The organism is Pedobacter sp. ASV1-7 (genome assembly GCF_040203335.1).
GTDB lineage: Bacteria > Bacteroidota > Bacteroidia > Sphingobacteriales > Sphingobacteriaceae > Pedobacter.
Genome location: NZ_JBEHBV010000002.1, coordinates 579,470 through 599,536, shown reverse-complemented (window position 1 = coordinate 599,536; position 20,067 = coordinate 579,470). Strand labels below are relative to the sequence as shown.

Genomic DNA, 20,067 nt, shown 5'->3' with positions numbered 1-20,067 from the left:
ATTTGTAATATTAGATGTTGTATGCTGTTGTAGATATAGAAACCACTGGAGGTTTTGCTTCAGGAAATGGAATTACTGAGATTTCAATTCTCGTGCATAATGGAGTGGAAGTGCTTAATGTTTATGATACCTTGATAAATCCTGAGCAGGATATTCCAACTTATATAGAATCGCTTACTGGCATTAGCAATGATATGGTTATTGATGCGCCAGTATTTAGTGAGGTTGCTGGAGAAATCTATGAATTGCTGCATGACAAGGTATTTGTTGCACATAATGTTAATTTTGATTTTTCATTTATTAAGTATCAATTAAGCAGTTGTGGGTATGAACTGAACTGTAAGAAATTGTGTACAGTAAGGTTAAGTCGTAAGTTGTTGCCTGGTTATGGTTCTTATAGTCTTGGGAAGCTCTGTGCTGCTTTAAATATACATATCCATAACAGGCATAGGGCGGGCGGAGATGCTGCTGCTACAGCTGAGCTTTTGACCTTGTTGTTGACTGCAGATGTGGAAGGTGTAATAGCTCACACATTAAGTCGTGCTTCAAAAGAGCAGGTACTGCCGCCAAATTTGCCTAAATCTCAAATCGATCGTTTACCGCGTGTTCCTGGTGTTTATTATTTCAAAGATCAAAAAGGTACGGTTATTTATGTAGGTAAGGCTAAGAGCATTTATCAGCGGGTTTGTTCTCATTTTAGTGGTAATAATGCTGGAAAACAACGACAGGATTTTCTAAAGAACATTCATACTGTAGATTTTGAGGTCTGTGGTACTGAGTTGATGGCTTTTATATTGGAAGCTGCGGAGATTAAGCGGCTATGGCCTAAAAATAACCGTGCCTTGAAGAGATTTGAGCAGAAGTATGCTTTGTATGTATTCGAGGACCAGAAAGGCTATATGCGCCTTGGTATTGATAAATATAAGAAACAGGCTGCTGTATTGTATAGTTTTAATACTTTGCTTGAGGGATATGATTTACTTCGTGTATTGATTCAGGAACATCTTCTTTGTGAGAAATTATGTTTTATTCAGAAGAACCGGGCTTGTTGTACAGGACATGAAGAGGGAAGATGTAGTGGTGCATGTGTAGGTAAGGAATCTGCAGCAGCCTATAACGTAAGGGTTAAGTATGCAATAGCACATTTAAAAACAATGCTTCCTACTTTTGCTGTGATTGGTGAGGGGCGTACTGATGATGAACAGAGTTGCTTGTTAGTTGAAGAGGGCAAGTTCTATGGTATGGGGTATATTTCTCATCATACAGATATCAATGGATCAGAAATGCTTAAGTCAGTTTTACAGCCATACCCTTCTGATGAATATATCCTTAATTTGATCAGTAATCACGTTGAAAAGTTTCCTCAAAGAAAAATAACAGTCTGATTTATACGTTTATTAAAAGAAATATATCAAATAGATTTGCGTGTTTACTTCTTATGATCTATCTTTGCGGCTCCTAATAAGGAGATGCCTTGGTAGCTCAGTTGGATAGAGCAACGGTTTTCTAAACCGTGGGTCAGGGGTTCGAATCCCTTCCAGGGTACTTCAAAAAGCTTCTAGTGAAAACTAGGAGCTTTTTTGATTTTAGGACTTTCTTTAATCGCAATGATTGAGGATCAACCATAAATTCTAAATGTTGTGGAGCTGATCCATTGTCTCCTAATTTCATAAAACATTATCATCTGTTTTTTAAATTTGAATTCTACTGGCTAAGCCAAGCTAATAAACTATCTAGATGAAATATAGCAGCGAAGAAAGAATCGGCGTATATTCAGTGGCTAAAATTTTTACTCAAAATCTGAAATGGATTTTTAGAGAGCAGCCCGTAAATGACTTTGGTATTGACGCTTTTGTTGAAATAACAAAAGTTGATTTAGATTTAAATACCCTATCTCCGTCCGGAAGGTTAATTGGTGTTCAAATAAAATGTGGAGAAAGTTATTTTAAAGAATCGAATGGTGATCATGTTGTTTTTCGTGGCTCAAAAAAGCATTTGGAATACTGGTTAAATCATTCAATGCCCGTGATAGTTGTTATTTACAATAACAGGTTAGATACTGCTTGTTGGCAAGTGGTTGATGAAACAACTGTTATTTTAACAGGGAAATCTTTTAAGCTTAAAATTCCGAAGCAGAATATATTAAACAATACTCATAGGGCTGAGCTTTCAAATGTTACCCTATTTAAGAATAGATATCAATATAAGCTTTGGCAATTACAAACCTCACTAGAAGAAGTAAAGTTGCTTTTAAGGCAAAAACAATTATTTTTATATGTAAAAATTGAAGAGACTTCAAGATTTGATGATTATCATATCACACTAGTAGTTATTGATGCAGATTCTGAAAATTATCCTGAGTTATTTTACAATTGGGATTTCGATGATCCAAACAGATTTGAATATTATTTTCATCTATTAAATGGAAAGAGTCTTACGGAGGCTATATACGATATTTTACCTTGGGCTGAAGTACTTACAAATGGTGTCACTTTTACTGATGAAGTCCTTACGGTTGATATTGCAAATGACCTTTTATCTTTTGAGCAAGAGGAATTTATTCAAGATGTTACAAAATTAAAGAGGAGAAAGTTTTTTCTAGACCTGGCTTGTTACCTTTCAGGCTCATATAGTTTTAAATTGGAATTGAAACCTAATCAATTGACCCATGCCATTTTTGAAATAAATGCTTTTTTAAACAAAGAACCTGTTGTAAAAACGCGTATTCACTGGTAGTATCGTTGAAAATTTGTTGGTAAATGAACAAAGACCAGACAATGCCTTGGCCTCTTCTTACCTTTTTAGCAGTTAAAAGAACTCCTTGATAGTTACATTTGATCTTGGCTAACCCAAATCATCTATTTATTGGAAATGTAAAATGAGTTAGTGATCTTTATTGTTGTAATTATGAGGAAAAAACTATGTTTTGATTGTAAGAAGTCATTTAATCTGTCATCAGATGATTTGGGACTTTCAAACTTCAAATGCCCTGAATGTGGTAATCAAGCAATTGTGGTGACACATAGATTTCGGCCACCGAAAGCAGGTGACAATCGAAAATGGGAGGTAGTTAAATTTCTTGTAAAAAATGGATTCCCATATCAACATATATCAATTTACGAACCTGACCGCCATGGAATACAAAGATTTATTAAGTATGCCCGATATCCGGAAAATATGATTGATGCAATTGAATTTGTAGAACAGCATAAATTACAAGCTCTTAAAAATAATGGCTGACAAAGTAGACAAGGAAAAACGGAAGCAAATTAGAAACAATCTTCGTAAAAAGGCTCTTGAAGAATTTGGGTACTCATGTAAACATTCTTTTCATCATTATGATGTCATGTAAAGAAAATAGGATTATCTTTACATGATGAGTGTCTCATGTAAAAAAACTTTGTATGAAAAAACTTGCTAATCAGAAAAATGACGTACCCTTTAATGAATTACCTTTATTACCTCCTGGTCATACTCAAGTAGAGACAATAGCTGTATTGAGACAAGTTGTGCAATCTTCAATTGCTCTTGCCGAATTAAAAGGATTAGCATATACACTACCCAATCCGTCTATACTTTTAAATGCAGTAATACTTAAGGAGGCCCGGGTGAGTTCGGAGATCGAGAATGTAATTACCACTCATGATAAACTCTATCAGGCCTTATCCGCAACAGGTACACAAATAGATCATGCTACTAAAGAAGTACTACGCTATCGAGAAGCGATGCTTGCCGGCTTTAATATGATAATGCAAAAGGGCTTTCTGAATACAAATGGGGTAGTCGAAATACAGGAAATTCTGGAAAAGAATAAAGCTGGTTTGAGAAGATTGCCAGGAACATCGTTAAAAAATGCCGTTACGGGTGAAGTAATTTATACGCCACCAGATGACTATGATACTATTCTTGTATTGATGAAAAATTTGGAAGTATACATGAATGAAACTGATGTGCTTTCCCCATTGATTAAATTGGCCGTTCAACATTATCAGTTTGAAAGTATACACCCATTTTATGATGGTAATGGGAGGACAGGTAGAATTATTAATGTGCTTTATTTATGCTTACATGGACTTTTGGATAGTCCTGTACTTTATCTTAGTGATTATATTATAAAACATAAAGCGGATTATTACCGATTACTTGGAGAAGTGAAGACAAAGGGCAATTGGGAAGAGTGGGTATTGTTCATGCTAAGAGCCGTAGAGGAAACATCTAAACAAACAACTGACCAGATAAGGTCGATTAATAAACTGTTTTTGAAATTACAGGATAAAATAAAATCCAATGCAGCTAAACTGTATAATAAGGAACTGTTAGAATTATTATTTGAACAGCCTTATTGTAAAATAGAGTTTCTAGTGGATAGACTTAAAGTATCAAGAGTAACAGCATCAAAGTACCTTAATGGACTGGAAAAGATTGGCGTATTACAATCTAAAAAAATCTGGAAGGAGACATTGTATATCAATACTGAGCTATTTGAGCTCTTGAAAAAATAGACTTCAAACTCACTAATATCTACCATTTATAATACCATAAATTATATAAATCATAGCGCCAATAAACAAAGCTGTGGAAACAAGAATTAATAGTGTAGAAACTACTTCAATAGGCTCCGATGGTAAATTTGTAGTGGATCTGCGTGGCCTGGGGTCTTGTATATGGTTCTTATATTCATGCTTTTTAATTAATGATTCAATATCAGTATGCAGGTTCGCTTTTGTAGCTTTTAACTATATTGGATGTGTTTTCCCGTAAAACGGTGGATCAGACTTTTCAGAAAAGCATTAAGAAAATTGGGACATAAAGGCATCTATATAGTTTATGCCCACCTAATCCGGGAAGTTCACGACGGACTAACCGTACCATCACCAGGGCAAGATCGTCCGGGAATCTCTGTCGCAGAGATGGCGGATGTGATCGTAATAGGCCTGCCGGGTTTTACCAAACAATTTACAAAGCGGTCCGACGCCCATCCTTGTAATGCGTTTCTCTTTGATCAGCCTTATTGTTTGGTACCACCCTTTTTTCGAATCGAAACTTTAGTTTCCTTTTAGGCATGGTCTATCATAGCATTGGCCTTTTCCAGTGCTTTTTCAATATCCTTGATCCGCTTCTTCAACAGAATACTGTCTTTGGTCTTTGGCTTTTCCATAGGAGCTAAAGTTACGGCTCCTTTTTCTAATTTTTTCTTGTAGTTATTGATCCAATTGATCAACATGTGAGTGTTTGGTAGATCGTATTTCCTGGCTACCTGTGCAGCCGACAGGTTTTTGTAAACCACCAATTCAACCAGTTTTTCTTTGAATTCTTCCGAGAATACAAACCTTGATAATGACTCTTCATTCATCTTGCTTTAAGTTTTTCCGCAAAACTGTAAAGCTATAGGCGTATAAGACCGACTTTCATCCACTCATGGTTCTAATTTTATCCAAATAACTTTGTGCGTTTTAATATAATTGATAATATTGACATGTATACAACGTATGTTAGAAAAATGTAATAACCTGGTTGTAATGAGGTGTTATTTTGCGTCACGGTTGAAAGCAAGTCCTCTTGTATGTTCAGATTGGAAAGTTGACTTTTTATGATCTCATTCAGACCTATGTATGTCATCGCAGTACCAACAAGCATAACATCGGCCATATCCCATTTACTTAAATCAAAGGCTAAAAAACTGACAAGCTTATTCTTTATGTATTTATCTTTTCCCCAAATCAGTATGCCTTTACCAATCATTCGGAGCGCAGGCAGGATAACTACAAAAAGTAAGATGAGTATACCCACAAGTATGGCATCAAATTTAGGTTGTCCAATCAATGACTCAATAATGCCAGTTATACTTTTGCTTTGAAAAAATAAGACCTGATTAGTAAACGCTAACTTTTCGCTTAGCAGCGTGAAGTTTAGCGATTGTATGCGTGCATCAACTTCTATAACAGTGGCTGTGATGCCTACTAGTAAAAGGACAAAAGCGAACATAAGAGAAAGGATGTATAGCGTAGTATGAAGTACTACCTGCTTTCTCATTAACCACCAGAGAGAAAGTGCCAACAAGATGCAAGCAACCATTCCATAGGTATAGTGATATAAGAGTGATTGTATATTGGTCAGTTGTGAATTGATGGTTTTCTCAAAAGCTTCTGTGCCAGATACTCCGTATTTTTTATAAATATGCTTACGTACAGTAACGCTGGCAGGCTCAGTATTGTCGAAAGTTTCTTTTTCCAACTGGTCAACTTTACTGATGACAATACTTTTGAGTTTCTTCTTACTTTCTGGTTTGTTGATCCTGTTGACGATCGTAGCAGCAAAAACAGGTACTTCTGATTTGATCTCTTCTGGATCAACCAGTGCGTTGAAAGCAAGTTTTTTGAGTTTTCCACCAATACCTTTTTGTGGTTTATTCATTTCAGCTATTGCCTGGTCAACAAGATTGTACAACTGTTTTTCGACTTTTTCCTGCAGTTCTTGTTTTTGTGTGGCCGTCATAGTAAAATCTTTGACCTTTCCATCTATCACATTTGCCATTTTTTCCCGCCATTGATCAACGGATAATATGCCAAAAGTGATATTGTTTACAACACTATAATCTGTTTTTATTTCTTCCTGCTGACTGGAAAGGTTTGATATCTGGTAACCAAACCATGCTTCTGCGCAAAGTAAAAAACTTAGGCAAGCAATTAGAAGGATATTAGGATGAGCTATTTTTCTAATGTTCATGAGGAGAAATAAATTTCAATATCGTCGATAAAATAAGCCCGTATAATACGAAGCTGATAAAAATGATAAACCCTGGTTGCAATGAGGTATTATTTGTTGTGATTACATTTAAGTCATCACTTTTTATATTCAAACTCTTTAGCTGACTGTCTAATAAGCCGTTTAAACCTATATACACCATGAGTATGGCTATAACTATAACATCTGCCATACTCCACTTGCCTGACTGAAACGCAAAGAATCTTATGAGTCTGTGCTTTGCAATTTCTTTTTTGCTTAGCAGATGGATTCCTGTTGCGCTAAGCTTCATGATTGGAAAGAGGATGCTGAAGATCAATATCAGAATGCCTACTAACATCGAGTCGATACTGGATTGGCTCATTAATATTTTGACCACTTCCAAGATGCTTTTGCTTTGGAAAAACAATACTTGATTTTCGAAAACCACGTGTTCACCCAGTAACACAAAATCCAGCGCTTTAATGCGTGCATCAACCTCGATCATAGAGGCGGTTAGACCAATGAAAAGCAGAATAAATGCAAACATTAATGACATAATAAACAGTGTTCCATGCAACTCACCTCGTTTTCTAAATATCCACCAAAGCCCAAGAACAACAACTATGCAACTTAACATACCGAATGAATAATTGTAAGTTGCAGTTCTGATATGAGACAATGAGGAAACCAGTTTATTGTTTAATTCTTCTTTGGTGGATACTTGATATTTTTTATAAACCAAATCAGTTGCTGATTTTGTGGTAGCTACAGCGCTATCGAGATATTCCGCACGTTCAAGTGCGTCGAATTTGTCCATTGCCATTTTACTCAAGTGCCGTTTATTTGTTGGATTATAAGCCTTGTCAACAATCTCTTTAGCAAGAGATGGAGCTTTCTTTTTAATGTCATCTGTATCTACAAAGGTTTTAACCAGAAACTTCTTAATTTTTCCATCAATGGTTTTTTTTGGTTTATTTATAAGAGATTCTGCCTTGTTAATCAGCGAGAGTACGATTTTCTCCACTTCTTTCTGAAGTTCATTCTTTTGCTTTGCAGTCAACGTAAAATCACGTATCTGGTGATTAATAATTGCTGATACTTTGTCTCGCCATTGCTCCACAGAGAACAAGCCTGAGCTGATGTTGTTAACGTTGGAGTAATCCTTTTTAATCTCTTCTTGCTGGTTGGATAGTTGATATAACTGGTAACCAAAATACCCTTCAACACATAATAAAATGAAGAGTCCAAATATGAGTAGTAGTCTTGAAACAATTTTTTTCTTTTGAGCATCAGGGATGGCATGCATAGGCAGCTGATCGATTATTTAATTTTAGTTAATTCTTTTTGCTCAACAATGTAGAATTGACAATTGTTTTATTAAAACATTCTTCATTATGTAGATGTTGAAAATAAGCATCTATAAACTATTTATGACAGCATCAATATTTAACTTGACTATGACTTCAATTGACTGGTATAGCTTTTTAATAGGGGACGAAGATTGGACCTTTCTATTAGAGATATCTCTTCGAACTATGATAATGTATTTTATTATTCTTATTGGTTTGAGGTTACTGGGGAAAAGAGGAGTGAGACAGCTTTCTGTTTTTGAACTTGTAGTGATCATTAGTCTTGGTTCAGCAGCTGGAGATCCAATGTTTTACAAAGAGATAGGGCTACTGTACCCTGTTATTATTTTTGGAATTATTGTAGGAGCTTATCGGCTCACAACTTATTTCATGGCAAAGAGTAAAAAGTTTGATGATTTGGTTGAGGGGAAGTGCGTTTATTTAATTGTGGATGGTGAATTCTCAATAGATGGGTTTAACAAAGAAAGTCTGGCGCAAGATGAATTCTTTTCAGAACTTCGTCAACAGAGTGTATCTCATCTTGGGCAGGTTGAAACTGCAATATTAGAAACATCTGGTAACTTAAGCGTATTCTTTTATCCTGATGAAAAGGTAAAATACGGTCTGCCAATAATGCCTTTGCTCTTTGAAAAAGCTGATGAGAAGATTTTTGAGTTAGGAAAGTATGCTTGTACTCATTGCGGAAATATCTTAAATCTACATCCTGTAAATGAGCATTATTGTGATAAATGTGGACACAAGAAATGGCTTAAAGCATTAAAAACATGTAGGATAAAGTGATTTAAGCCGCCAAACAAATATTTTTTGAACTTGTTATTACAACTCATACTTTTTTAAAAATACGTTTTATGAGTACAGAAAATTTAAATAATTCCAGGAAGTCAGTGACATTACCGTTAGCTACATCTTCAATATGTTGGTCTAAAAAAGCTAAGTATTGTTCGGTTATTTGCCCAGGGCGCTTATTTTCAATATCTTCCATATAATAGGTATTATAGGATTGACTTTTAAAGTTCGGTATTTCAAAATAAACAAACATGGTGAACTTTTCGGATTTTCTCTATTTGTATTTTATTTTGATTCCATGAATGCTTTGTGTTTGTAATAAAGCTCGGAACATCTTTTAGAAAAACCAAAATATACTTTATCACTGAAATCCTTTAAATAAACTTTATTAAACCACATTTTTGTTTTGATAGTTGGAATTTTTACCAATTCTCCTTTTTCATTATTGGCCAGGTTGTCATAATAATTCCAATCACCTATATAATCACCATTAAGTAAATTAACGCTGGATTCGCCACTACCATTGTTGTTGGCTGGGCCAAACTCGTAACGGCTCATACCAATTAATTGGACCTGTTTTGTTTTTTTATCGTAACGAAATTGGTTGTGATATCCTGCCCGCATCCAATGGTTTTGAAATTCAAAACCATTTTTTGTAGCACTAACACCGCTTTGTTGGTTTAGTATTTCTATTGGCTGGCTTTTTAAGGGCTTGTATTGTCGGGAGGAAAGCCGGCACACAATAACTGATGCTTTAACATCGATATAAACGGTATCGTTCTTTCCGTCAAAATCAATGTCTTTAACCAATTTATTCTGCGCCTCCGCCTGTGTAAAAGATAATAATATAAGAAGTATGGTGGTATTATAGATTTTCATTTTTATCGTTATTGACTTTGTACTGATTTACAAAAACTTTTATCCTACCAATTGCAAGATATGGGTAATTTGTTTTTTTTCTTGGAATAAAGAAGTTATTTTTAACAAAGGTTAAAGAAAGTGTCTATTTAACGGTGATCAGCCAGGGACAGGCAATGCGGTATATTTTTGGTATTTTACAGGTGATCCAGTTCATGTTATTTTAACTACACTCAATTTAAGATTAGTTTTTAAGTCATTAACAGTAAGGCTATTTTAATCTATTGGAATCAGACCTCAAGTAAGCTGCTACCCCAATCGTTTAGCTTCCATAGTGCTGCCACCAATTGCTTACCTGAGGTCGTTAATTGGTATTCCACCTCAAGCGGTTTTTCCTTTATAATAGTCTTAAAAATAATACCACTTTCCTCTAGTTCTTTTAACTGTCTGGTAAGTACTCTTCTGTTGATGTCAGCAATATGCACGAAGAAATCAACAGGTCTTTTAATCCCTTGATTGAGGTGCCATACAATAGGAATCTTCCATTTGCCACTGATGGTATTGACCGCATGTTCCAATGGACAGATTTTATTTTCAGATACACGGAGTTTAGTTTTCATATGCAGAAGATTTAACAAAATGCTTGGGACAATTTTGTCCATTATTGTTTCGTATGGAACAGCTCCCGAAATTAGCATTTCAAAATTACATTCATCAAAAGAAAAGAATAAATGGATAAGTTATTGAACAGGAAAGGTGCTTCAAAACCAGAAAATATACCCAAAGATGTGCTCATTGGATTAAATAGAGGAACTCTTGAAAGTGTTAACCTAACGGAATGGCTGGCTATTGACCACATGGAATTGATCGAAAATGTACTTTCCGGGTATCCGCAATTTGTAAAATTTGTGAAAGAGGAAATCAGGGGACTAGATTCACCAAGTGTAAGAACACTTGTTGTGGAAATTGGACGAGCGCTCTTGCTGGCAACAGATGTAGATAGAGATCGAGAACTGTTTAATTACCTGGCATCTCATCATTCTGATAGTGTAAGATGTTGGGCTGTATATATGGTTGGGTTAGATAAATCTCTTGACATTCATTCGAAATTTATAGCGATACGTCCTTTTGCAGCAGATTGTCATTTCGGTGTTCGGGAGTTAGCATGGATGGCCATGCGCAATGATATTGATGAAAATTTATCAGAATGCATAAAGATTCTTGTAAAATGGACCAGTTGTGATGATGAAAATATCCGACGTTTCGCTACAGAAGCTACCCGCCCACGTGGTGTATGGTGTAAACATATCACATTATTAAAAGAAAAACCAGAAATTGCGCTGAGCTTACTTGATCCTTTAAAAGCTGATCCATCTCCTTATGTACAGCTTTCAGTAGGTAATTGGTTAAATGATGCAGGTAAAAGCCAACCTGAATGGGTTATCAAACTTTGCAACTCCTGGATAGAAAATAATGCAAATGAATATACATCAAAGATTGTGAAACGCGCAACCAGAAATATTACATTTAACTAGGCTGCCGAGTTGCTTTTTAGTACTTTTAAGCTATGCAAGAAAATGACAATTCTGGAGAATATATTGAAGAGCTAAATAGCCCAATCCCTGAACAGGGGTTGTCTGGGAAGGAAATAACTTCATTGGCGAGGGACCAGGAAATACTGACAGCAAAGCTTCGTCTTGCAGAGCAACGCAGTGCTATGCTGGTAGCAATAGTGGATGGTTCTGATGATGCGATCATCAGCAAGGATCTAAACAGTATTGTCACCAGTTGGAACAATTCTGCAAAACGTCTTTTTGGTTATACTGCGGAAGAAATGATAGGACAGTCGATCGTGAAGCTGATTCCAGCAGATCGTTTACAAGAGGAACCTGAGATTATCTCAAGATTAAAGAAAGGGCAACGTGTGGATCATTTTGAGACCAAACGTATCACCAAGTATGGAAAGCTTTTAGATGTTTCTCTTACAATTTCTCCTGTTATGGATTCAACTGGCGGAATCATCGGTATTTCAAAGATAGCGAGGGATATCACTGATAAAAAACAGGAAGAACAACGTAAAAATGACTTCATAGCGATCGTGAGTCATGAACTTAAAACACCTCTAACTTCGATGCGTTCTTATGTACAACTTGCGCTTGCAAAAGCCGTTCAGCGGGAGGATACGTTTACACAAAATGTATTGAGGCGTGCGGAAACCCAAACCGGAAAAATGACAACGCTAATACAAGACTTTTTGAATCTTTCTAGGCTGGAAGAGGGAAAGATGTCACTAAATATTTCTGACTTTTCTTTAAGTGAACTCATGGAAGAAGTATTGAGCGATGCCTTAATGCTTAGTCCCTCTCATCTGATTAAATACGAAGCCTGTCCTGAGGTGATGATTACTGCCGACAAGGAAAAGATTGGTCAGGTACTGACCAACCTTATTGGAAATGCGATCAAATATTCGCCAGATGCTACAACTGTAACAATTCAATGTGTATTAAATAGTGGAACTGTAGAATTTAGCGTAACAGATGAGGGGTATGGTATTTCGAAAGTAGATCAGTCGCGACTGTTTGAAAGGTTTTACCGGGTTGATAACAGCCGAAAACAACATGTCACTGGATTCGGGATAGGCCTATACCTGGTTGCAGAGATACTCAAGTTACATGAGGGTAAAGTTAGAGTGCAGAGTGAGCTGAGTAAGGGATCTACGTTTTCATTTGTTTTGCCATTTATTCCCATGTAAAATAAAGAAGACTTAATTATTTTCTAAACATATTATGCTTATTACTGTTAATATAAATAAGTTAATCTTTTTATGGTATAATCCTAACGAGTATGAAAAATCAACCCCATCAAAAAAGCACTGGAAATGATCAAGGTAAGCCTACTTCGGACAGGTTTTTCCACAATCCAAAACAAGACAAGAAGCAACAGGGTGTTTCCAACTCAGGCGGCCACCGTTCTGATCAAACTTCAAATAAAGATAATCAGCGCAAGCGCGAAAATGATTGAAATTTATAGTGTGTGAGGATAATAAATCCCGTTATCCCTAAAAAGCATTCTTGTAAGAGAGTGCTTTTTTATTAGAAATCTATTTTTAATTCTTTTACACCATTTGAAAAACTCCCCTTGATCACTTGTATAAAAAATGTAGACAGTTGAAAGTATAGAGCTTGTTTCATTTAATATATGGCAAAATTGTTGCTATGTAAAAAGCAAAATTAACTTTAAAACAAAATTAACTATGATCAAAAGAATTCATGTGCTTGAGGATGATGAGGATATCAGATATATCATCGGTGTTTTGCTTAAAGATGAAGGTTACGAGCTACAACTTTCTTCCACATTTATTGAACTAAAAAGTAAACTGAAAGATTCTGTGCCAGATTTATTTATTTTAGATGTGATGTTGCCAGATGGGGATGGTGCTGATATATGTTCTGATCTTAAAACAGATCCATTTACCAAACATATTCCAATTATTGTAATGTCTGCAAGCGATATTAATAAAGAAAAGAGCATTACAGCGGGTGCAAATGATTATATCAGTAAACCGTTTGATATTGATTATATTGTAAAAAGAATCAAAAAATTATTGTGAGTGAAATTGTTATTTCCATGGGAGCATTATACAAATAAAGGCTGTTTCTAAAGAACGGCCTTTATTTGTATATCGAAGAACCAACATTGTTTCAAATGCAAGTTGGAACAGAAACAAGAGATTCCTTATTGAACTGGACGAAGAACCATTTTGGTTGTTTCAACTTTGTTATCATAAGAGTAGACCTCTTCAATTTTTAATGCATCTACCAAAAACTTCCCATTTTCCGTTTACCCTAATGTCTTTTCCATTTTCTTCAATAGAAAGAAATTCCCATGTTTGGCATAATAGTTTGGTGCGTTCATTCAAAGTCATAGCACTCGCTTTATTTGCGGATATACTGATGGTTTGATTGCTACTGTTGTATGTGATTTTAAAATCTATTTTTCCTTCTGTAAATTTGATTTCTTTGATTGTCCCAAATCCAGAAAGATCAATTGTTTGGCCATCCTTTGCCTCAAATTTACCTGTGAAGTAATTACCTTTTGCATCATAAATAAGATAGGTATTATCATTTATAAAATCTATAAAACTAGTTTTGGGAGCAACGTGGGATACATTTGCTATTGCAGATAATCTTGCCATAGACTTTAATGTCGGATTGGTTATTGTCGTTTTTCCTTCGAAAGCACTGGAGGTTTTCGGAAAAGCTGCATTGATGAAAGTCCATTTGCCCAGTACATCTTTTTTTAGTTTTTTTGCTGCATCTCACTACACTACACATAGGTAATTTTCTACCGCTTTTAATAGATTTTTTGGTATATCATTGCAGGTAAGGTTTTCAAGAGGATGTAGTTCCTGCGAATTCTGAGGAATGAAAATACCTGTATTAGCATCATATTTTAAATAACCAATATCGAAAAAACGTTCTTGTACATAGGTTGAATCATCTCTTGAATGGAGTTGTAATACTTTAACTTGTAGTGTGCTTTTGTTGATCAATAACCAATGGTAAGATCTGGAGATCTGATCAGAAAAATTGACTTTGGTTGATATTTCAAGAATGGCTAAGGTATTGTTATCTAAATAAGAATGGCAGTCGAAACGATTAGATGGGTTCATATATTTGGTCAGGATAACTTACAGATCCTGTCTTTGCATCAATAATGCCAGTTTTAAAGATTACAGCTGTTTATCTTTCTTTTTTATATAATTCTTATAAATTATCATAAAAATAAGGGTTAAACGCAAAATATGAGTATGCATTTGATAACTTGTTGAGTTTTTTATCGGGGTCTTATGGGGAAGCTGGTAAAATATTCCCCATTAATCTTTTTCTTTATTCTGCAGTCTAACAAATAGTGTGGCTACCAGAATCTGGTAGCAGTTTATTATCGTAAATCATTGTATAGGAGATAAGATATGGGAGATTTTCTACATCACACAAATAGAAAAGACGATGAAAAAGCAAATTTTAATGATTTTGGGATTGGTGGCCGTATTGTCATCCTGTTCCAACTATAATTATTATGCGGTTAGCAATAAAAAGTTGAATAGTAGTTACCGCACCTATGCATGGTTACCAGAAAGCAAGTCCAAAGCTTCTAATATTTATGATAATGATATAGCGGCGGATAGGATTGTTGAGGCAGCAAGTGCGGAGTTGAATAAAAGAAGCTTTAAATTGAACAATAAAAGGCCAGACGTGCTGATCAGGTATACCGCAGTAGTAAATAATGAAACCAGATCTTATAATGATCCGGTGTACTATGATGCTCCTGGAAGGTATGTTCCACGTTTCGGTGTTCATCGCGGACGTGCTTTTTATTATTATGCTTACCGTGACCCATTTCCAGTTTATGTAGGAACTGAACAACGTAGAGTGAATGTGAAGCAGGGTAGCATCATGATTGATCTGATTGATCGCAGGACTAAAAAGGTAATCTGGAGAGGTTGGGCAGAAGGGGAGTTGAACAATCCTGAAAAGGCAATAGACCAAATACCTAAGGTGATTGAAAATATATTTAAGAAACTTCCAGTATAAGGAAGATTTACGGTTGTTTTTATCTTTACTAAAGCCTGGATTTACCAGGCTTTAGTTTTTGTTATAGTCTTTGTCTGCTTGAATATGAAAACCAGACACGATAGATTTTTGTTATAAGAGCTATAAAAATATATTACTTCCTATACAGGGGACAACGTTTTAACAGATATTCCAGCGGGCTACTATATGATCCGTCAGTATTACTCAAAAAAGCTTTATGACTTTGGTTGTAGATGCTCGCATTATTGTCCATGTATATGTGTAGGCTTACGGCAACATCATAGCGTTGTACAGCATTACTATAGCTGGTGTTGTAACCAGAAACACTTTTTACCTTATCGCTTCCGTCCCTTTTCACTTTATCATTCGAAGTCCCACTTGAAGATGTTGTAGAATAACCTTTGTTTTGAGTAACAGCACCATCAACGATATATTCTACCCCTAGAACATCACAGATTTCTTTCATGGTAAATCCAATCATTTTGTCACGCGTGATGCCTGCTTTGATTAACTTGGCATTGGTATTCCTTGGGTCTAAAATTGTGTAACCAGCCGAATGTTTTGTTAAAAAGTCATAAGTATCCTGTTGCGCCTTCATACCTATTTCTTCTGAACCAGGTTGATTGTCCATCATAAAAGTAAAGGGCAGGATAGCAATCTTGTTATGATGATCAGCTGGAGAGGCAGACATGGCAACAGCATCATTCTGACGGGTCTGTGCCAGATTGGCTGGTTGGCTAAAGTTTTCAATCCTGCCGCTGGCGTGGGTGATTTTAAGAATGTCCGATTTTTTGATGGTGTATTCCAACGTTTCATTTGGATAAACAAATGAAATATCTGTATCAGTGATTTTGGTTACCTTTCCCTTCATTTCTTCGCCATTGGTTTTCAGAACTACATCTTGTTTGTTTCCTGATTGTGCAAATAGCTGAATGGAGAAAAGGATAGTTACAATGAATAGGTAAAGAGTTTTCATAGGAGTTTTGATCTTCTTATCAAATATAACTTTTTCCTATTTGAAATACGATAAATAGAATGCAGGAATTATACAAGGTACTAGTTAGGTATTCATCAAATTCATAACTATTTTGGAAGGATTTAAAACTTTACTATTGAATTGATAATTAGATTCGTTTTGTTAATTCTATCCATATAAAGTTATGTTCAAATTAGAGCAATCTTCGCAAAAAGTAAAAATTATATTATTTTTTGCGTTATTTTTATCGGTACAGTCAGCCTTTTCACAATCTGCCATATCGCCGTTGTTATGGTGAATTTATATATCTTTGAGTTTAATTTTATTTACCCTTGGTAAGTGTATTGCTTCCGTATTATTTGCAGGGATTATGGTGGTTTGGTGTATAACAGCTACTGGTCTGCTACTGCTCAGCTACTGGTCAGCTACTGGTCTGCTACTGCTTTTCTAGTAACAAACCAGTGTTAAAGCAGTTGTAGGGCTGTTTTAAGGTGATGTTTGTTGCAAATCAATGTCAAATAGCGGCATTCATTAACTTCCAAAGGTATTATACTATGGCGAAAATGAGATCATGAATTTTGAGTCGGATTTTAGGGAGAATAGCAATTTATAGTCTTTAATTTTTCCAAAGCGTGGCAAAGCAACAAACAATCTGAACCAGTTAAAATTTGGGAATACATAGTTTTCCTTCCTTTGCTAGCTGTAAGTCTTTTCATGTTCAAAAGATTCAGCTGCTTTAATTGGTTCTGAGACAGAGCTGGATAGAACAGTCTCTTTTTTAGCTCCTTTTTTCTTTTTCTTGCCCCATTTACGATTGTACCAAATAATGAATCCTGTAATCGGTACCGGTTGTTAAATTGTCTATCCATATCATTCCGTATATAAACCTGGATAGTACCATCTGCCTTGGCGGTATCTGAATAGTTAATGTTTAAATAAAAGGATCCTTGTAGTGCGTTAAGATCGCTGCTACCTGCTTGTCAAAAGCACGAGGGAAGTTAGATAAGGTATACATCTTTGTGGTATCTGATTTTACTGTCTTTCGCTCGGCTAATGTTTCACCTCAATTAATAGACCAGTAGAGTACCTTATTAAACCAGATAATCTCATAGTGCTCTGTACTTAAATTTGCTGATTGGCAATTAAAAAAATGCAGGCAACAAAGTCCAGATCATTTCATATTGGAAGGATAGAGCCATATTTACTGCCACGACTATATTATTATTAAATTATCTATAATTTTAATTTGGACTTATTCTAAATAAAGATATATTTGCAGCATAAAAAAAATGCCACACGGCTTAGGACCCGTGTGGCTAACCGGCAATGCCGGCTCACCTTTAATCGTAGTTAAAAGTCATGCAAATTAAGAATTTTTTGCTATTAGGTATGCTATGTACCTATGTATTTTTTACAAAAGCTCAAAGTCCGGCTACTTCCATCAGCGGAACTTTAAAAAACAGTGTAGGCGAAGCTGTTGCTTCAGCCACTATCAAACTTCAAAATACCTATCAAGGATCAACGTCAGACCACAATGGTTTTTTTAGAATTTCAAACGTAAAACCGGGAACTTATATTGTCCTGGTTAATTCCTTAGGCTTTGCGCCTCAGAAAAGGCAGGTAATTGTGGTTAGCAATCAAGAGTTGAAATTAAACTTTAGCCTAACAGAAAGCAGTCAGGATATGGAAATGGTCAATGTTATTGGCCGTACAGCTACTCAAGAAAGCAATAGGCAAGCTTACAATGTTACTGCCATAGATGCTAAAAAACTTCATAACACTACACTTGATCTTTCTCATGTATTAGATAAAGTTTCCGGAATCAGAGTCCGCGAATCTGGTGGCGTAGGTTCAAGTGTTAATCTTTCTTTAAATGGCTTTACAGGCCGGCAGGTGAAGTTTTTTATTGATGGCGTTCCTATGGATAATTTTGGTTCATCTTTTCAGATTAATAACATTCCCGTTAATCTGGCAGATAGGATTGAGGTATACAAAGGAGTTGTGCCGATCTCTCTGGGTGCAGATGCATTAGGTGGAGCTATAAATATCATTACGAATAAAGGCCTGAATAATTACCTTGACCTTTCTTATTCTTATGGCTCTTTTAATACACATCGAACAAATGTTAACGCCGGCTTTACTTCTAAATCAGGATTTACAATGCAACTTAATGCTTTTCAGAACTATTCTGATAATAATTACAGAGTATATGTTCCGATTGTAGAAGATCTCATCTCTGGAAAAACAAGTTTAGGTTGGGCCAATAGATTTCATGATACCTATCAAAATGAAACCATTATCGCTAATGTGGGTGTGGTCAATAAAAAATATGCAGATAGGTTGACAGTTGGTGTAACGCTTGGACAGAATGACGCTGATGTGCAAACTGGTAATAGAATGTTTGATGTGTATGGAGGAAGAAAAAGAAAAGGTAATATCATAATGCCTTCTTTGAAATACAGCAAAAATGATCTTTTTACAAAAGGTTTAGACATTAACCTGTCTGCTAATTACAACCTGGGAGAGGAGCAGACCATTGATACGCTCAATAAGTTGTTTAACTGGCGTGGTGAGAGTATTTATAAAGGTACTTATCCTGATCGATGGTCATTAGGTGGAGAACGAGGACGTACATTATACAAATACAGAAACAATAATGGACTGGCTAATTTAAATTCGACATATAAACTTAATGAAAGACATTCCTTTGTCTTGAATGGGATGTATAGCACATTTAATCGAGAAGGTAGTGATGAGCTAATACCTGAGGATGAGAATCTTAAGCAACCTCGTAAAACTCAAAAGGCCATTCTCGGCATTGGTTACAGATTTGAAGCTTCTGTAAAATGGAATACAACATTATTTGTTAAAAAGTATTTTCAGAATAATACAACTTTTCAAGTGGTTGAAAAGATTTACTATACGCAAAAAAGTAATTTCCAGTTTACTGGATATGGTGTGGCTTCAACCTATTTTCTAAACGCTGGTCTTCAGTTGAAAGCTTCATATGAAAAGAGTTACCGGCTTCCTGAAAATGAGGAATTATTTGGGGATGTAGGTAACGTAGATCCGAATTTTAATCTAAAGCCTGAAAGCAGTGATAATTTAAACCTGGGTATAGCATATAGTTATCGGATTAATAAAGATCATCATTTAGGTTTCGATGGTAACTTTATTTACCGGTTTGCAAAGGACTTTATCAGGCCAGTTGTAACTACTATAGGTACAGCACAGTTAAGAAATGGAAATTTAAGAGATGTTATCAACAACGGATTTGATACTGACATCAGGTATAGCTATAAGCGGTTATTCAATGCCGGATTTAATGTTACCTATCAGAATATAAGGAATAATACTAAATATGAAGGTAGCTCTACTACCGTTAGTCCGGTTTATAAAGACCGTATGCCCAATATGCCTTTCCTCTTTGGAAATGCTAATGCTGCAGTATTCTTTAATGCAGGTAGACAAGGCAATACATTATCAGTGGGTTACAACTTATTGTATGTTCACGCCTTTTATCTGAGGTGGCCTAGTCAGGGTGACAGTGCTTTAGGTAAAGATGATGTTCCTACTCAATTCGGACATGATGCAAATATCACGTACACACTCGCGAAAGGAAAATATAATCTGGCGTTGGAGGGAAGAAACCTGGCCAACAATATCCTTTACGACAACTTTAGTTTACAAAAGCCTAGCCGGTCTTTCAATTTGAAGATCAGGTATTTTTTATCCAATAAATTCAATTAAATAATTA

At 35.6% G+C, this 20,067-nt stretch carries 20 protein-coding genes and 1 tRNA gene; 12 read left to right on the top strand and 9 right to left on the bottom strand.

The features are described from left to right. The first annotated feature begins 14 nt into the window (after window positions 1-14). From ABDJ41_RS07455 to ABDJ41_RS07435, 5 genes are all read left to right on the top strand, one after another. Window positions 15-1,385 (top strand): exonuclease domain-containing protein, encoded by a 1,371-nt coding sequence (locus tag ABDJ41_RS07455; RefSeq protein ID WP_349785257.1) that lies wholly within the window; start codon window positions 15-17, stop codon window positions 1,383-1,385. An 86-nt stretch (window positions 1,386-1,471) separates the two neighbouring features. Next, window positions 1,472-1,545 (top strand) — tRNA-Arg (locus tag ABDJ41_RS07450). A gap of 192 nt (window positions 1,546-1,737) precedes the next feature. Beyond that, window positions 1,738-2,736: a DUF4365 domain-containing protein gene (locus ABDJ41_RS07445; RefSeq protein ID WP_349785255.1), complete on the top strand. Its 999-nt coding sequence runs from the start codon at window positions 1,738-1,740 to the stop codon at window positions 2,734-2,736. A gap of 171 nt (window positions 2,737-2,907) precedes the next feature. Beyond that, window positions 2,908-3,240 (top strand): hypothetical protein, encoded by a 333-nt coding sequence (locus ABDJ41_RS07440; RefSeq protein WP_349785254.1) that lies wholly within the window; start codon window positions 2,908-2,910, stop codon window positions 3,238-3,240. A gap of 164 nt (window positions 3,241-3,404) precedes the next feature. Further along, window positions 3,405-4,502, top strand: a complete 1,098-nt coding sequence (locus ABDJ41_RS07435; RefSeq protein WP_349785253.1) for a Fic family protein — start codon at window positions 3,405-3,407, stop codon at window positions 4,500-4,502. A gap of 554 nt (window positions 4,503-5,056) precedes the next feature. Here the strand turns inward: ABDJ41_RS07435 and ABDJ41_RS07430 are convergent. The 3 genes from ABDJ41_RS07430 to ABDJ41_RS07420 form a co-directional block, all read right to left on the bottom strand. Beyond that, a complete protein-coding gene (locus ABDJ41_RS07430) occupies window positions 5,057-5,353 on the bottom strand; it encodes a transposase (protein WP_349785251.1) in 297 nt (98 codons plus the stop codon). A 77-nt stretch (window positions 5,354-5,430) separates the two neighbouring features. Further along, complete coding sequence (locus ABDJ41_RS07425) at window positions 5,431-6,726, bottom strand: paraquat-inducible protein A (RefSeq protein WP_349785250.1); 1,296 nt, start codon at window positions 6,724-6,726, stop codon at window positions 5,431-5,433. Beyond that, window positions 6,716-8,032, bottom strand: a complete 1,317-nt coding sequence (locus ABDJ41_RS07420) for a paraquat-inducible protein A (RefSeq protein ID WP_349785249.1) — start codon at window positions 8,030-8,032, stop codon at window positions 6,716-6,718. The genes ABDJ41_RS07425 and ABDJ41_RS07420 overlap by 11 nt, the downstream gene beginning before the upstream one ends. A gap of 124 nt (window positions 8,033-8,156) precedes the next feature. Between ABDJ41_RS07420 and ABDJ41_RS07415 the strand changes: the two genes are divergently transcribed. Next, window positions 8,157-8,876, top strand: coding sequence for a DUF421 domain-containing protein (locus ABDJ41_RS07415; RefSeq protein ID WP_349785247.1), 720 nt, complete (start codon window positions 8,157-8,159; stop codon window positions 8,874-8,876). Between the two features lie 43 nt (window positions 8,877-8,919). Here the strand turns inward: ABDJ41_RS07415 and ABDJ41_RS07410 are convergent, their stop codons facing one another. The 3 genes from ABDJ41_RS07410 to ABDJ41_RS07400 form a co-directional block, all read right to left on the bottom strand. Next, the gene (locus tag ABDJ41_RS07410) at window positions 8,920-9,078 is read right to left on the bottom strand and encodes a hypothetical protein (protein ID WP_349785246.1); all 159 of its coding nucleotides are present in this window, start codon (window positions 9,076-9,078) and stop codon (window positions 8,920-8,922) included. 89 nt (window positions 9,079-9,167) lie between these two features. Then, window positions 9,168-9,761: a hypothetical protein gene (locus tag ABDJ41_RS07405; protein ID WP_349785245.1), complete on the bottom strand. Its 594-nt coding sequence runs from the start codon at window positions 9,759-9,761 to the stop codon at window positions 9,168-9,170. 269 nt (window positions 9,762-10,030) lie between these two features. Further along, entirely contained in the window at window positions 10,031-10,360 is a 330-nt protein-coding gene (locus tag ABDJ41_RS07400) for a winged helix-turn-helix transcriptional regulator (RefSeq protein ID WP_349785244.1), read from the bottom strand. A 111-nt stretch (window positions 10,361-10,471) separates the two neighbouring features. On the opposite strand from ABDJ41_RS07400, the gene ABDJ41_RS07395 reads away from it, so the two are divergent. From ABDJ41_RS07395 to ABDJ41_RS07380, 4 genes are all read left to right on the top strand, one after another. Next, complete coding sequence (locus tag ABDJ41_RS07395) at window positions 10,472-11,275, top strand: DNA alkylation repair protein (protein ID WP_349785243.1); 804 nt, start codon at window positions 10,472-10,474, stop codon at window positions 11,273-11,275. A 32-nt stretch (window positions 11,276-11,307) separates the two neighbouring features. Continuing rightward, the gene (locus ABDJ41_RS07390; RefSeq protein WP_349785242.1) at window positions 11,308-12,492 is read left to right on the top strand and encodes a sensor histidine kinase; all 1,185 of its coding nucleotides are present in this window, start codon (window positions 11,308-11,310) and stop codon (window positions 12,490-12,492) included. 92 nt (window positions 12,493-12,584) lie between these two features. Next, window positions 12,585-12,761 (top strand): hypothetical protein, encoded by a 177-nt coding sequence (locus tag ABDJ41_RS07385; protein ID WP_349785241.1) that lies wholly within the window; start codon window positions 12,585-12,587, stop codon window positions 12,759-12,761. Window positions 12,762-12,993: 232 nt separating this feature from the next. Next, window positions 12,994-13,350: a response regulator transcription factor gene (locus ABDJ41_RS07380; protein ID WP_349785240.1), complete on the top strand. Its 357-nt coding sequence runs from the start codon at window positions 12,994-12,996 to the stop codon at window positions 13,348-13,350. A gap of 189 nt (window positions 13,351-13,539) precedes the next feature. Here ABDJ41_RS07380 and ABDJ41_RS07375 read toward each other — a convergent pair whose 3' ends face one another. Together ABDJ41_RS07375 and ABDJ41_RS07370 are read right to left on the bottom strand one after the other, a co-directional pair. Continuing rightward, complete coding sequence (locus ABDJ41_RS07375; RefSeq protein WP_349785239.1) at window positions 13,540-13,935, bottom strand: hypothetical protein; 396 nt, start codon at window positions 13,933-13,935, stop codon at window positions 13,540-13,542. Between the two features lie 126 nt (window positions 13,936-14,061). Continuing rightward, complete coding sequence (locus ABDJ41_RS07370) at window positions 14,062-14,412, bottom strand: hypothetical protein (protein WP_349785238.1); 351 nt, start codon at window positions 14,410-14,412, stop codon at window positions 14,062-14,064. Window positions 14,413-14,749: 337 nt separating this feature from the next. Between ABDJ41_RS07370 and ABDJ41_RS07365 the strand changes: the two genes are divergently transcribed. Beyond that, entirely contained in the window at window positions 14,750-15,334 is a 585-nt protein-coding gene (locus ABDJ41_RS07365) for a DUF4136 domain-containing protein (RefSeq protein WP_349785237.1), read from the top strand. A gap of 133 nt (window positions 15,335-15,467) precedes the next feature. Here ABDJ41_RS07365 and ABDJ41_RS07360 read toward each other — a convergent pair whose 3' ends face one another. Then, window positions 15,468-16,310: a hypothetical protein gene (locus tag ABDJ41_RS07360; RefSeq protein ID WP_349785236.1), complete on the bottom strand. Its 843-nt coding sequence runs from the start codon at window positions 16,308-16,310 to the stop codon at window positions 15,468-15,470. Window positions 16,311-17,669: 1,359 nt separating this feature from the next. Here ABDJ41_RS07360 and ABDJ41_RS07355 point away from each other — a divergent pair. After that, window positions 17,670-20,060: a TonB-dependent receptor gene (locus tag ABDJ41_RS07355; RefSeq protein ID WP_349785235.1), complete on the top strand. Its 2,391-nt coding sequence runs from the start codon at window positions 17,670-17,672 to the stop codon at window positions 20,058-20,060. Window positions 20,061-20,067: the final 7 nt, after the last annotated feature.